This window comes from Candidatus Deianiraea vastatrix, assembly GCF_007993655.1.
GTDB classification, from domain to species: Bacteria; Pseudomonadota; Alphaproteobacteria; order Rickettsiales; family Deianiraeaceae; genus Deianiraea; species Deianiraea vastatrix.
Window position 1 is genome coordinate 1,173,134 of record NZ_CP029077.1, and the last position, 15,217, is coordinate 1,188,350.

Sequence of the window (15,217 nt, forward strand, 5' to 3'; positions counted from 1 at the left end):
TATGAAAAAGACGGCACTTGGACGAAATTTAAACATTCTTGAAAGCAACTTAAACAAAAGCTCGCAAATTGCATCTTTACTTTCAATATCGCCGATTTTAGGTGATATTTTGGCAAAAACTGACGGTGTTGATGTGTCAAATGCTGAGGATTTTTTAAATCCGAAACTAAAGAATTTAATGCCAAATCCATCAAAACTCATGGGCATGGATCTTGGAGTTACCCATTTATGCAAGGCAATAATTGATAAAAAAACGATAGGAATTTTGGGCGACTATGATGTTGATGGAGTTTCCTCTTCCAGCATGCTTAAGATTTTCCTCATCTTAATTGGCATTTTACCAAAAATTATTATACCAAATCGCTTTAAAGACGGCTATGGGCCAAGCATACCTTTAATGCACAAAATGCACATGGAAAAAGTAGATACAATCGTTACTTTAGACTGTGGAACTGTTGCTTTTGAGCCACTTGAATACGCAAAAGCGCTTGGCATGAATGTTGTTGTGGTTGATCACCATATTTCGCAAATCGACCGCCCTGAGGCCATTGCAATTATTAACCCAAATCAACTTGGAGATGACAGTAAAATGGGCTATTTATGCGCTGCGGGAGTGACTTTTTTACTATGCGTTGCTTTAAATGCAAAGCTTCGTGAAATGGGGTTTTATGAGGGTAAAAAAGAGCCAAATTTGCTAAATTTAGTGCCATTTGCAATGCTTGGAAGCGTTTGCGATATGATGAAAATGATAGGGCTTAATCGTGCATTTTACCATACCGGTATTGCAGTTTTACAGAAAAATCTACAAAATTACGACAGTCTTTTGCAAGAGGAAAAGATTGCTTTTTGCGGACTGCGTCAGCTCATTTTAGCAGGTGGCAAGCAGGAAATTTCATCAAGTTACGATATAGGATTTATAATTGGCCCTATGATTAACGCTGGAGGGCGAATTGACTCGGCGATGATTGGGGTTGATTTACTGACAAATACTGACGAAACCGATGCTGCAAGGCTTGCGGCGGAGCTTAAAACTCTTAATCAAGAAAGGCGTGAAATTCAGGAGGAAATTATAGAAAGTGCCAAGAAAATGGCTGATTTAGAGCTTGCAAGTGGAAAAAATGTCTTATTTTTAAAGTCTGACAAGTGGCACGAAGGGGTAATTGGCATTGTTGCCTCAAAAATTAAGGATTTATACCAAAAACCAACTATAATTGGGTCAATTTCGAAAAATTCGGGAGTTATGATTATCAAGGCATCGTGTAGGTCAATTGATGGCGTGGATATTGGGAAATCTGTAATTTGTGCGCTTGAAAATGGGCTGATTTTAAAAGGCGGAGGGCACGCTGGGGCTGCCGGTTTTTCGGCGAAACTTGACGATTTTGAAAGGCTTTTTGATTTTTTTGAACAGCATTTACACCAAGATGTTGTAAGCGCTAAAGATGGCGCGAAAATTGATATACACTGTCAAATTTCACTTGAGCAAATCGACGATAAAATAAGGGATATTTCAAGACTTGAGCCATTTGGAATTGGCAATCCAAAGCCGTTGTTTTTAATAAAAAATGCGGTAATTGGCGACTATAGCGTTTTAAAGGAGCTACATTTTAGGTTAAATCTGCGTACAAGACATAAAAATGACGATAAATACTTGTGGAAATCGGCTATTTTGTTTAATGCAAATGCGACATTACTTGGCGATTTTGTAAAAAAACACCAAGGCAAAGAGGTAGATATTATCGCAAATATTGAATATGGAAGCTATGGGCTTTCCATCGTAGTGGTTGATTTTGCAAATTAATTTTGCAATTTAAAATCTTTGTGTTATAGTTGCTTTGTTATAAAGTTTAAATATAAGTAATATCTTTTTAAGACTGGAAATAAAAAATGAAAATCCAGTTGATCTAAATGTGTTGTCAAATTCATTAAATGCACTTGGCTCTCAGTATGACATCTATCTTAACAAAAAATCAAAAAATGATTACAAAAAGCATGAGAGAAAATTGCTTATTAAAGAAGTGAAAAGTGGAAGCATTATAATCGATTTAGTTGGTATGGTAATGCCACTTATTACAGAAATTAATTCAATAATTGAATTTGGTGAGTATTTAAAAACAAGCTTTAATTTCTTCTTAAATAAAGGCAAATCTGATTATCAATATTCAAAAAAAGATTGTCAAGATATTAGAAGTATCGTTGACGCAACAGCAAAGGATGGCAATAATGCAAAGGTAAATATTAATGTTTATGGGTACAATAATACCATTCATGCACCAATATATAATATTACAAATACCGATGCAAATGCTATACAAGCTACTACAAAGCGATATGAAGAAGAAAGTATAGAAATTGAAGAGCAAAGTATATTTCAAAAAGAGTTAATGTATTGGGCGGATGCAAGTTTCAACAAAAGAAAGCAAGAGCAAAATGCTGGGAAAGTTATAATTGAAAAGCTTGATAAAAGACCTAGAAAAGTTGTGTTTTTAAACCAAGAAGATGAACTGTGTGCAAAAATGCGACATAATAAATTTCCAAATACAGAGTGGCAAGATTTGCTAAGGCGTGTTGATTTGGAAGTTGTAAAAATACAAGATGTTATAAAAGAATACAGAATAACAAAACTTTATGATGATGCTGATATTTTTGAAGATTAATGGTGATTAATATTTTGCTGCAGTTGTAAATCTCGTATAAATAAATACTTGAATTTATAATTTTTGATATTAAGGTTGGTGAAATGCTTAGTTTTACCGATTAATTTGCAGTTATGGCAGATTTTGTAAGCATTATTTAGCAAATAATCTGTTTTATTTTGTAAAAGATTGTTTTGGCATTTTTATCACTCTTGTATAAAATTACTTCTTTGTGAAAAATACCTTGACAATAAAAAAAATATTTTTATTATTCATTGTAATTATTTAAAGTAATGGATATGTATAATACGAAAGTTTTTGGTTTGATGTTTATTTTGATTTTAATAAGCATTATTCATCTTTTTGCATTTTTTTCGTTTAAGGATAAAATTCATATTATGAAAAAGAGAAATGCCAACATGAAAGTAAAAATATATGAGCAGCAAAAGGAAATTCAAAATATAACTCTTGAGTTAAACAAAGATTCTACTTATGAAAAAATGAGGATTTTCTTGAAGAATTCAACTCAATTTGAACCGATTAGTCTATCTGATGTTACGTTTTATACCCCAAAGAATAAAGAGGTAAGACAGGCTTTATAGTTGATATATTTATATGAGAAGTGTATTATTTATTGCATTATTTATGCTTCTTATTGAAAATGCAAGTGCATATAATTACGAGTTTACAAATATACCAAGCTGCTCTGTTGTAAGTATAGACAATGAGAGGAGTAAAATTACATCTAATCTTGGAGTTGATTTTGATGAATCAATATGTAAGTCAGCGATGGTCATTCCAAAAAGTGAAACTGCAATAAGTGTTACAAAAAAGAACGATATAATTGAGCTTTCAAGCGAAGAAAAGAAGCTGATTAAGAAATATAAAGATAAAATTTTAAAGCTTGCAAAGGATGCAGGAGTTTCAAGAAAGACGCGAAATGCTTTTTATGATAGCGTTGAATATAAGAATAATATTACCAAACTCAGTAATGCACAACCTGAAAAAAAGACATATCTTGTAGATTACATGATGAATCAGCTATCTGCTGAAAATATTGCTATTTTATCAAAAAATATCAATCTTAGAAAAAATAGAGATAAAGAGATGTTTGATAATCTTGAAAAGATTTTTGCAGTTGAAAGATCGATAATGACGGCACTTTGGATGCATGAGACGAAATTTGGGAAAATTATGGGAAATACTAGGGTTATAGATAGTTTATTTACTCTTGCATATACTAATGAGAAAAAGAGAGAATTTTTTGAAACAAATTTGATTCAATTTTTACAGATTATAGATATGGGGCATGGAGATATTGGCTCTCGTGGCTCTTGGGCTGGGGCTTTTGGTCAAGTGCAATTTATGCCGCAGACATTTTTAAAATACGCAATTAATTATGACGATAAAGATAAAATTGACTTATGGAACAAAGAGGAAGATGCCCTTGCGTCACTTGCTAATTATTTATATAATATTAAATGGAAAAAAGATGGTGGGCTGATTACTGAAGTTATATTGCCGGATGAATTTGATTACTGTCTTGCGGGGTATGTTGAAAATAAGGTAAAAACTGTTGAAGAGTGGAAAAAGCTTGGAGTTAAGCTTGGAAAAAGTAGATTTGGTGCGAAATATTTTCACGATCAATACAAAAAAGCATGGCTTATTATTCCAGATAGAACTCATATTTTCCAAAATGGTTGCAAGCCTCGTGCATTTTTAGCATATGAAAACTTTGGTCATATTTTGGACTGGAATAGAAGTATGTTTTTTGGTGTAACAATAGCGGCCCTGCAACATGAGAGTGAAAAGATTTTCAAGACAGTAGATGTTGCTTCCAAGAAAAATGATGATGACGATGAAAACGAGTAATTAAATAGATTTATCCTTGCTGTATATATTTTCATACATATTATAGTTTTCCATTATTCGCATTACATAATCTCGTGTTTGTCCATAAGTAATTGATTCAATCCAGTCGATTTGATCGTCATTTGTCATGATATCTGGGTTGCCGAAATTGTTAATCCATCTTTTAACTGGCGCTGGCCCTGCGTTATAGCTTGCGGCAATTAAGATTTTATTGTCGTTAAATGCCTTGCCTAAATTCTTGATATACGTACTTCCAATACGAATATTATATTCTTTATCGCGAAGCATGCGTTCTTTACTGTATTTTAAACCAAGTTGCTTTGAGATAATTTTTGCAGTCTCAGGTATTACCTGCATCATTCCCATAGCGTTTTTTTCGCTTATTGCATCGACTGTAAAGCCACTTTCTTGCCGTATAATACTTGATGTAAAATTATCTATATTTGGCATTATTTTTGGATATGATATTTGAGGCAAGAAGACACCAAAACGAGTTGCATAGCGAACAATTGGAGCTATTTCATATTTATTTAGGATTTTTGTTGAGCTGTAAATTGTTTGCAGAACATTATCTTTGGTGGTTTTTGCCATTGCGTCTTGAATAAGTAAGATTGAAAGCTCTTCAAGTTTGTATTTATTCAAGATTGATGCCGTTTTAAACATACTATTTTCAAAATTTTCATCAATTTTAGCATCCATTATATATCCATCAATTTTTGATTTTAAAGACGCGCCAAGTTTTTTAATTGCGTGCTGACCGTAAAATGTTGTTGGATACTGGGCTGCAATTTCATAAAATTTCCTTGCTTCATCGTTATTTTGCATTGCCTCATAAGTTCGCGCAAGCCAGTAATTTCCCCTTGCAACAGAGACTGCATAGCTGCTATTTTTTAAGATGTTTTCAAAATGAGGAATTGCCGATTTTGGTTTATTTAAAAAGCGAAATTTAATCCATCCAAGTAGGAATTGATGATGAATGTAATCAAGTCTTTTTGCAGGGATGATGGATTCAAGAATTTCCTTTGCAATATCGTATTGTTTGTGGTTTAGTGCCTCTATTGTTGCAAGATTTTGGTATTTCCAGATCATATCGCCAAGTATTTTATCTTTATCTTGTATTCTTGTTGCAAATTTAATGATTTTATGATTCATATTTGAGCTTGCAAGGCATTTCATGAGAATAATGTTTACACCGTCGTCATTACTTGAGATTTTTGCAAGTCTTTCAAGTGTTTCATTGTTTAGGTTTTTACAGGATTTTGTTATTTCGATTTTCATATCATTTAGGCGCTTTTCAGGGCTTGTGTCTTTAAAAAGATTGTTAATTCTTATAGCTTCTTTGATATCACCTGTAATTAAAAGACGATTTATACGATGAGTAAATATATTGATATCAAAATATTTTTGATATTTAAGGAAAAACATAGCCTCTTCATCTGCAGAGTAGAACTTACCGTATATCCAGATATTTTTGACAAGATTTGGAATTTTTGCACCCTCAAGTGGCTCATCTGATTTATACAAATTTACGATTTTATAAAGATTTTCATTTGATATATTGTCTGTATTTATTGCATTAATAATCATTTCAGTCGTCTCTTTTGACAGATTTTTATTGTATTTGATAAGGGTCTGAATAATGTATAACACTATAGTTTCTTTGGAATTTGAGGCAAGAAAGTCTTCATTTGTTAAAATGTGTTGTATATATTTTTCATTTTTTGTTTTATCAAAGGCTATAATTAGCGATGCAAGAAGTTCATGATTTTTCTCAAGATTTTTACAATTCCCTTTTTCTATGCAGGAAAATATTCGCTTATAACTTGCATCTAAATCTTTTTTTATATCCGCATTTACAAGATTTGAAAATAATATAGAAAAAATGTAGACATTTAATTTTATTATATTTAGCATATTAATAACTAAAAATAGTGATAATGAAACAAAAAACAATCTTTGTAGCAATATGTGGGAAGCCAAATGTTGGAAAGTCAACAATTTTAAATAAATTTTTGCAAGAAAAATTAAGCATTGTGAGTTATAAGCCTCAAACCACGAGAAATTCAATACGGGGAGTTCTAACTAAAGGTGATGTGCAGGTGGTTTTTGTTGATACTCCGGGTATTTTAAATAAACCAAAAAGCAAATTGCAGGATGTTATTGTAAAAAATGCTTGGAATGGGATGTCTGAAGGCATAGATCTTGCATGTTTTGTAATTGATGGAGAAAATGGACTTACCCATTCCACACTGGAGCTTGCAAAGTCAGTTCGTGCGAAAATTCCAAATATGATCTGTGTTATTAACAAAGTTGATAGAATTAAGCAAGAGGAGTTTAAATTTAAAACTGCACTCAAAATTGCAGAAACTGGTTTATTTGATGAAATTTTCGGCATGTCTGCGACAAAGCAACAGGGTATTGATGAGGTGCTTGAGTATATAATGTCAAAAGCTAAGGAGGACAGATGGTTTTATGAGGAAGATGATTTAACAGATAGACCAAATGCTTTGATAGCATCTGATGTGACGCGTGAGACTATTTTTAACAAAATTAAAGATGAAATACCATATGGCGTTGATGTTATAACCAATATTTTTACATTTCATGAGGGATATATTGAAATTGCGCAGGATATTTTAATTTCACGAAAGGCATATAAACCCATTATTCTTGGCTCACATGGCTCTATGATAAAGGCAATTAGAGTTTCAACGACGAAGAAATTGGAGGATTTTTATGAAACGAAGGTTAATCTTGAGCTTTTTGTAAAAGTTAAAGAAGATTGGCTTGAGAAGGTAAAAGTCGACTAGATTTTCTTGTAATCCATTGTGGATTATTGATTGCAGCAAATAAGCCAAGGGTAATTACCGGGAATGAATATTGCATTATAAGTGCGTTCAGGCTTGTATATTTTGCAATTTTGGTTATCATAAATGTGATAAAAATCAGCATTACAGCAAATGTTAGGGTTAAAATGATTGTTTTATTATTTTTCATTCTATTGCTTTTTATTGATGCAAGCCCGATTGCTATTATAATTGATGGAAATATTGCGTAATATGGAAGTAGTATTCTTTTGTTAATTTCTCTTTTATAGTTAGAAAATATTTCTTTATTTGCAATAAGCTCAGTAATTGTAACGCTTTGTTCATTTATTTTGCCATCCTGTTGGGCTTTTTGCATAATTGCACTCATTTTTATTCTAGTCATTGATGATTTATTAGTATTTTTCTCAACATTTAAAGGGTTATTTATATCGATATTTATTTTCGATATATTTGCATCTTCAAGAATTAAATATGCCCCATGTATACTATTTTCAACTTTAGCATATTTTGCAAATAGGGCATAATATTGTTTTTTATCTTCAAGATGAGATGTTTGCAAGATTGTGAAATTTGTCATTTTGTCACCTTCTATATCGTCGTAAGATATTGCAGTATTTTGAAAATGAGTTACTTCGCCTGCTTTGAGAATTGATAAAACATAGCCGTCTTTTATATCAAGTATCATTTTATCAAAAGTTCTATTTGCAATTGGGTGTATAAAGCAGGATATTATTGAGAAAATTGTAAAATTTAGTGAAACAAATTTTATTGCAGGCGTTATGATTGTTTTTTGAGAAAAGCCAGATGATTTCATTGCAATAATTTCATTTGATGCAAGCATTGAAGAGTATGAGGTGTATATTATAATAGCTGATATTATGCCGTTGACAAGAGTTAAAGATCCCGGTATTAAAAGTCCTCCAAAAATTATAACATAGCTTACTTTTATTGCACTAGCGGGGATGTATTTTAAAAGTCTAAGGGTTTGTATAATAAACATAAGACCGATAAAGCCCATGTATATTATTGCAAAATTACGGATGATTTTGTTTTGTATGTATTTATCAATTATTTTCATTTTTTAATCATCAAATTTTGAGCGGTTTTTGGTGCGGCTAAGAGGATTTGAACCTCCACTTCTTGCGAAACAGCCACCTCAAGGCTGCGTGTCTACCAATTCCACCATAGCCGCAGTATTGTATAGATTGTAAGTATAGAAATATAAAAAGCAACTATTTTAAATAATAAAAGAAATGTGTAAAATAGTTAGTATGTATTGGAATTTCAAAATGCTGAGCAATGAATTATATTTTTGGCAATATAAGTGGTGACTCCTACGGGATTTGAACCCGTGTTACCACCGTGAAAGGGTGATGTCCTAACCACTAGACGAAGGAGCCGACTAATGAGTGAATTAAACATCATGATTTTTAAAAATCAAGCTTTTTCTTTAAAAAAAACTTACACTATTAATATATAGAAAAACTGACTTGCTTTTTAAAAAAATAAGTCATTTTTTATATTACAAATTTATATTAACATGAATAACTACAAAATAAGCAGTCTGTTAAAAGCTTTTATTTCATCTTATAAATTATTATTTATCATAGCGATATTTTCAACTATTGCAACTTCTTTAATTGTTTTGTCCTTTGGGTATATGGTAAGGGCGATGGTTGATGGAATATCAAGTGGAAACGGTCATGATGTAAATATTGCAATATTAAGGCTTTTTGCAGCAACTTGCGGTCTATGTTTTTTTTCTTTCTGCAGAAGTTTTTTTATGAATTTAATAGCCGAGAAATTCTGCCAAAAGAGTAAGCTTAAAATTTATAATCTCATTTTAGACGGCAAAATATCGCATTTACAAAATTTTGGATGTGAAAAAATTATTAACACAATATCGGCTTCTTTTGTGCAAATTAGGGCAATTTTAGGTACATCTTTTCCATTTTTAATACGCAGCTCTTTTACTTTAATTGGAAGTTTTATAGTAATTTTTTATATATCATGGCAGCTTACGCTATGGGTTTTAATTTCTATTACCATTTTAATGTTGCCTGCTTTTATTCTTGGCAGAAAGCTGAAAAAGCAGTCAAAAATTGTAAAAGATTACAACAATCTTTCAGATAAAATGATATTTAACAATATATTGAATCTAAAATTTATCAAGGCATTTTCAGCTCAAAACATTGCAAAAGAAGATTATATTGCAAATTGTGATAAGATTTTAAAACAAGAAAGACAAAGGCTAATTTTGAGATCTTTTTTCATATCGCTTTGCATGTTTGCAGTTGTTGGAGCGGTATTAATTGCCGTATATTTTGGTACAAAGCAAATTGCACTGAGTCAGATTTCGGGTGGAAAGTTGACGGCTTTTATGGTTTATGCAATTATGATAGCATTTGGGCTTGGCGGCGTTTCTGAACATGGAGCTGAGTTTTATCAAATTAAAAATGCTTGGAAAAAGATTATGGAAATTACTGAGTCAATTGAAAAAGAAGAATATAGCGATGGTAAAAAGCCTGATAATGCAATTACCAGCATTAATGTTAGCAATTTTTCTTTTAGATTTCAAAGCGATAAGAGGGAGGCAATCTTAATTCCAGAATTTCATATAAAATCAGGTCAAATAGCTTTATTTTCAACTAAATCAGGCTCTGGTAAGTCAAGTTTTTTTGACATGATATGCAAATATATTGAAATTGAAAAAGGTAAAATATTTATTGATAATATCGATATAACTGAAATAAATCCAATTGAATTGCGTGGAAAGATTTCTTATTGTATGCAAAATGCTATTGTTATGGAAAAAACATTATTGGAAAATTTTCACTATTCTGGATGTAGGGATATAAAGTTAATATCTTCTGTAATGCGTGATTTAAATATTGAGTATTTAACCGATAAATTTAATGAAAATGTTGCAAATTTTATGCTTTCTGGTGGGGAAAAAACTCGTATTATGATTGCAATTTGCTTACTTAGGGGTGGTGATTTAATGATATTTGACGAGCCTACTAATGGCCTTGATGCAGAAAACTCAAGTAAAATAATTTCTGTTATAAAAAAATATTGCAGTGGAAAAATTACTTTTATCTCATCGCATGACGCAAATGTCAAAGATTTACTTGGTGAAAATGCTTTGCATATTGATATTACAAAATCTGAGCTGTATTAATGTGCCGATATTCTTGTTTGCGGATTAATTTTCTCTGACGCAATTGAATTTCTTCTACTTGCTTGAAGATTTTCAAGGTGGCTATATCGCCTTTGTGTATTTACTTTATTTGGATTATTTTCGGGAAGAATGTCTTTATTTTGAGTTGAAGGTTGTATTTTTGGCTCTGGATTGTCTTTATTATTGAGATTTAAAGATGGCATTTTTTTCTCTATATCTTGTTTATTATTTGAGTTGGAAGCTGGCACTAGTCTTTCTTGACTATCTGTTGATATGCCATCACTTGAATTCTCCATGCCTCCACCCATGCCGCCACCTGATAATAAATCTGGTAATGAAAATGGTGTTTTGTCTTTATTTTTACTTTGTAATTCCTGATATTTTTTATCTGCTATTTTTTTGACAGCATCTTCATTATCAAACATTTTATAGAAAAAAGAAGCAACTGGAAAAACCAATTCTGCAATTTTTCTGACATATTGGTTATTTGCGATGAATTTTAATCCTTTATACAATCCAGAAGCAATCCAAAATGGAGATGATGCGATATATGGAAGTGCTTTATCATACCATTTCTCCTCTTTTTCTTTAGTTTTTTCTTTTATTTCATCTTTTTTAACAATTTTTATATTTTCTGGTATTGGATCTGCATCTGACTTGCTATCATCTTTTTTATCAATATCTTTTTGATCATCTTTTGGATCTGGTTTTTTCCGTATTCTTCTTCTTGATATTTTATTCCTATTTTGATCTGGATCATCTCCTTCAAAATCTGAGTCCGATTCATTGCCATCATGGCTTAAAATTGAAATATTGTCATCTTCATTAGTTTGAGTGTCTGTTTTTTCATGTGGAGCTGGTGATGAATTTGGATTTTGTTGATTTGGGATATTGTTGTTTTGAGGATTCTGTGGAATTGGTAGTGGTGGTATATGTGGTGGTTTTGTCAGTTGCTGCTGTTGCTGTTGTTGTTGCTGCTGTTGTTGTTGCTGTTGCTGCTGCTGTTGTTGTTGCTGCTGTTGCTGCTGCTGTTGTTGTCGCCCTGCAAGTATAATAGGATTTTCTATAACTTGAAAATGATCCTTATCATTATCATTATCTATACAAATTGCATTTTCAAAAGCCCCACCACTGCCAAAATATTGTAATTGTGCTTGGTGTTCTCCGGTAAAATATTCGTGTAATCCATTTGTAATTCCAGAGAATACTCCATTTCTGTACATTAAAAAGTTTTGATCTTTCATCATCATGCCAAGTAATGCAAAATGATCTTCTTCAAGCATATCACCACGCATAAGTTTGCCTGATGCAGATGATTGGAAACTTGAATCCTGTGATTGTCGGTTTGTTATATATTTTTGAACATTTTGAACATTATTTGTCAAATACTTATTACAACCATCGTCATAAAGAATTATCTTGCATAGCAAAGCTCTAATCTTGTCACAATTTGTAGATCCGTGTAATCTATTTAAGGTACCTTGAGCAAGATTTAACCTTTGCTCTATTACTGCAATTGGAAGAATATCTATGTTTCTAGATCCATTAACGTCATATCCATCTCCATCTCGCCAAAGCATTGAGTGTAGAAGGCAGTTATTGCCACTTCCTGATGTATGCTTCCCATTTTTGAGTTGGATCGGAACATTCTGTTGCTGTTGCGGTTTCTGCTGTGGTGGCTGTTGTTGATGTGTCGCAAGTAGCGGAGGTTTTAGTAGTGCCTGCTGTGGCGGGGGTTGCTGTTTTTTACCAGGATCTTGCAAATGAAAATGATTATCTTTATTATATATAGTAATATTATTAGTACCATTGCCAATTTTTCCAGGGTTACCATTATCACCGACAATGGTAAAATTGTGATTAGGAAATAACGCTATTAATGTAGGATCATCTTTATCTGGAATTTGCATTCCATCGCCATTTAGATGTGGATATATTAGTGGTGGTATTGCAACATAATCACTGTCTTGTGGTATTGCTTTTTGTTGGTCAATTTCTGTTTGTATATTAGAGTAAAAGTCTTCAAATGTATCTGATAAGATTGCATACTTTTCCCATGGACTTCGTTCCCCTTGCCTGTTTTCTGCTGTGTAACGTAAAGTTTGATACCAATTTCTGAGGAAAATATCGTAAATAGTTGTTACAAGTTTAAATGCCTGTCCACCTCCAGTTGTAAGGCTATTTTTTAATTGTTCAAAGGTGCTTATTTGGTAACCGCAATTCTTTACTGAGTCTTTATATTGATCTTGAGAAAGAAGTGTGTTGATATTATTTACCCATGTTCGCGCAGCACCTTGATCGCCATTTAATATTCCGGCAACCATTGCACTTATTAAGCAATATCCACTACCATTTACATCACCACCGGGATTTAAAACAGTAGCTTGGGAAGTTTGAAGTTTGCGAATATCTGTCAAATATTGTCCAGCAGGTGGTGGGGGTTGTTGCTGCTTCTGAAGTAGTTGCTGCTGCTTTTTCAGCTCTTCTTCTTTCTTCTTCCTTTCTTCTTCCTCTTTTTTTCTCTTTTCCGCAGCTTGCTGTTGCTGCTGCTGTTGTTGTTGCTGATGCTGTTGTGGCTGAGGTTGCTGCTCAATTTTTTGTTTTATCTTCTCCATTTGTGCTTGCTGCTCTTGTGTAAGTTGCTTAGGCTCTGCCTTCTTTGGGTATGGCGTTCCATCAAGGTAAGGTTGTAATTGCCTGAAAAACTCATCTTGATTGATTCTTGAGTAATGATAACCTTTTTCATTATGTATTAAAATGATATTATCTTTGTCGATATTTTTAAATGTTTTTTTCAAATCATTCAAGTTATTTTCTATCTTATTATCATCACAGACACTAACATTAACATTGGTAATATTGAGCTGATATTTTCCGAGCATTGTATTTTGTGGCTGTAAGTTCAAATTTAAATTCATATTATTTACACTACCAGTCTCTTTAGCAATAGTATATTGTTTTATCTCTTTCCCATAAAAGTTCCACTCAGTAGCATCAAATTTACCTCCTACTCCAACAATAATTGTTTTACCTGAAAGTCGAGCTATGGCATTAATCTCTTGGCTTTCAAGGAATTCACTTGCGTTTTTATATTGATACTTTATTTTATTCTGAATGTTATATTGACATGTTACATTTTCTTGATCTGTGGTGATAGTTACAATTTCATTTTTATTTCTGATATTCTCAATTTCTGAAGGAATAAATGCTTTGTAGTCATTGATAATTCCTTGTGCTATATTATAGTGAAAGAATAGCAATCTTAAATCATCACCAATCTTGCCAGTTTCTGGCAAGCGGAGATCATTTAGATTTGCTGTCTTTGTCGTTATAGGATCACCCTTATTTAATCGAAGAAGATCTATAGCTCTTGTTCTTTGTTGTTCGTAATTACCAATATTATTATAGTTAGCTTCTGTCCAGGATAAAGCCGTATTATCACCTTTTTTATACAAAACTGAATGTAAAAGGCAATTATTACCCAAACCATCTGTATTATGGTACGGCGGCTTTCTCAATGGATCGTTTTGCATATAATAATAATCTATTTTAAATTATAAAAGCAGTTATATGTGATATTAATACTGCTTTAGCAACTTAATTGGGTCGTGGTATTTCATTCCAAAGCCGTCGGCAATTGCTTTAAAGACTATTTTTCCATCAAGAGTATTTAGCCCGTTTAAAATGCCTGTGTCATCAAGAGCTGCCTGCACTATGCCTTTATTAGCTATTGTTTTAACATAAGGCAAGATTGCAGCTTCTAAGGCTTTAGAGGAAGTTTGAGCAACTGCACCTGGGATATTTGACACGCAATAGTGAATAATGCCGTCTACTGTGTAAACTGGGTCAAAATGGAAGGTTGCTTTTGATGTTTCAAAGCATCCGCCTTGGTCAATTGCAACATCGACTAAAACAGAGCCTGGTTTCATGGTTTTTAGCATTTTTTTAGTTATCACTCTTGGAGCAGATGCACCAGGAATTAAAACAGCACCAACTACTATATCTGCTGTTTGGATTAGTTCTTGAATTAGACCGTCTGTTGAATATGCAACGGTTAGGCGTCCTGCAAATATTTCTTCAAGATAGCGAAGTCTTGGAAGGCTTTTATCAACAATAGTTACATTTGCACCCATTCCAATTGCGATTTTTGCAGCATTCGTTCCAACAACGCCACCACCAATGATTACAACATTTCCTTTTTGAGTTCCGGGAACTCCGCCTAGCAATACTCCAGAGCCACCTTGAGGTTTAGTTAAGAAATACGCCCCTTGTTGTATTGCCATTTTACCTGCAACTTCGCTCATTGGGGTAAGAAGCGGAAGGCTTCCGTCTCTTGCGGTAACCGTTTCAAAGGCAACGCCGGTTACTTTGTTTTTAAGAAGGGCTTTTGTTTGAGCAAGATCTGGTGCAAGATGAAGGTATGAAAATAGAATTTGACCCTGGCCTAGCATGTTAAATTCCTCAACTTGAAGCTCTTTTACTTTAACTATCATTTCGGCATTGTCGACAAGTTTTTTGCGAGTGACGATTTTTGCGCCAACTTTTTCGTATTCTGCATTTGCAATTCCGATTTGAACTCCTGCGTCTTTTTCAACTAGAAAATCATGCCCTGCATTGACAATTTCTGCAACACCCATAGGAGACATGGCAACTCTATATTCACCTTTTTTAATTTCTTTTGCTAAACCAATAATCATATCTTG

General features: G+C 32.7%; 10 protein-coding genes and 2 tRNA genes. 6 read left to right on the forward strand and 6 right to left on the reverse strand.

Annotation, left to right across the window (positions count from 1 at the left end):
- The first annotated feature begins 1 nt into the window (after position 1).
- The 4 genes from recJ to deia_RS05625 all read left to right on the forward strand — a co-directional run bounded on the left by recJ (position 2) and on the right by deia_RS05625 (position 4,505).
- Positions 2 to 1,798 (forward strand): single-stranded-DNA-specific exonuclease RecJ, encoded by a 1,797-nt coding sequence (gene recJ / locus deia_RS05610; RefSeq protein ID WP_146821416.1) that lies wholly within the window; start codon positions 2 to 4, stop codon positions 1,796 to 1,798.
- Positions 1,799 to 1,907: 109 nt separating this feature from the next.
- Complete coding sequence (locus deia_RS05615) at positions 1,908 to 2,654, forward strand: hypothetical protein (protein WP_146821418.1); 747 nt, start codon at positions 1,908 to 1,910, stop codon at positions 2,652 to 2,654.
- Between the two features lie 377 nt (positions 2,655 to 3,031).
- The gene (locus tag deia_RS05620) at positions 3,032 to 3,235 is read left to right on the forward strand and encodes a hypothetical protein (protein WP_146821420.1); all 204 of its coding nucleotides are present in this window, start codon (positions 3,032 to 3,034) and stop codon (positions 3,233 to 3,235) included.
- Between the two features lie 13 nt (positions 3,236 to 3,248).
- Complete coding sequence (locus deia_RS05625; RefSeq protein WP_146821422.1) at positions 3,249 to 4,505, forward strand: lytic murein transglycosylase; 1,257 nt, start codon at positions 3,249 to 3,251, stop codon at positions 4,503 to 4,505.
- On the opposite strand, the gene deia_RS05630 is transcribed toward deia_RS05625, so the two are convergent.
- The gene (locus deia_RS05630) at positions 4,506 to 6,419 is read right to left on the reverse strand and encodes a lytic transglycosylase domain-containing protein (protein WP_146821424.1); all 1,914 of its coding nucleotides are present in this window, start codon (positions 6,417 to 6,419) and stop codon (positions 4,506 to 4,508) included.
- A gap of 23 nt (positions 6,420 to 6,442) precedes the next feature.
- Here deia_RS05630 and era point away from each other — a divergent pair, with 23 nt between their 5' ends.
- A complete protein-coding gene (gene era / locus deia_RS05635) occupies positions 6,443 to 7,315 on the forward strand; it encodes a GTPase Era (protein ID WP_146821426.1) in 873 nt (290 codons plus the stop codon).
- Here the strand turns inward: era and deia_RS05640 are convergent.
- The 3 genes from deia_RS05640 to deia_RS05650 form a co-directional block, all read right to left on the reverse strand.
- Positions 7,278 to 8,411, reverse strand: coding sequence for an LptF/LptG family permease (locus tag deia_RS05640; RefSeq protein ID WP_146821429.1), 1,134 nt, complete (start codon positions 8,409 to 8,411; stop codon positions 7,278 to 7,280). The genes era and deia_RS05640 overlap by 38 nt on opposite strands.
- A 29-nt stretch (positions 8,412 to 8,440) precedes the next feature.
- Positions 8,441 to 8,525: transfer RNA gene (locus deia_RS05645), tRNA-Leu, on the reverse strand.
- 133 nt (positions 8,526 to 8,658) lie between these two features.
- A tRNA-Glu gene (locus tag deia_RS05650) sits at positions 8,659 to 8,733 on the reverse strand.
- Between the two features lie 140 nt (positions 8,734 to 8,873).
- Here deia_RS05650 and deia_RS05655 point away from each other — a divergent pair.
- Positions 8,874 to 10,514 (forward strand): ABC transporter transmembrane domain-containing protein, encoded by a 1,641-nt coding sequence (locus tag deia_RS05655; protein WP_146821431.1) that lies wholly within the window; start codon positions 8,874 to 8,876, stop codon positions 10,512 to 10,514.
- Here deia_RS05655 and deia_RS05660 read toward each other — a convergent pair.
- Together deia_RS05660 and ald are read right to left on the reverse strand one after the other, a co-directional pair.
- Entirely contained in the window at positions 10,511 to 14,047 is a 3,537-nt protein-coding gene (locus deia_RS05660) for a hypothetical protein (RefSeq protein WP_146821433.1), read from the reverse strand. The two genes, deia_RS05655 and deia_RS05660, sit on opposite strands and share 4 nt — an antisense overlap.
- 45 nt (positions 14,048 to 14,092) lie before the next feature.
- On the reverse strand, positions 14,093 to 15,211 hold the full coding sequence (gene ald / locus deia_RS05665) for an alanine dehydrogenase (RefSeq protein ID WP_146821435.1): 1,119 nt from the start codon (positions 15,209 to 15,211) through the stop codon (positions 14,093 to 14,095).
- Positions 15,212 to 15,217 lie beyond the last annotated feature (6 nt).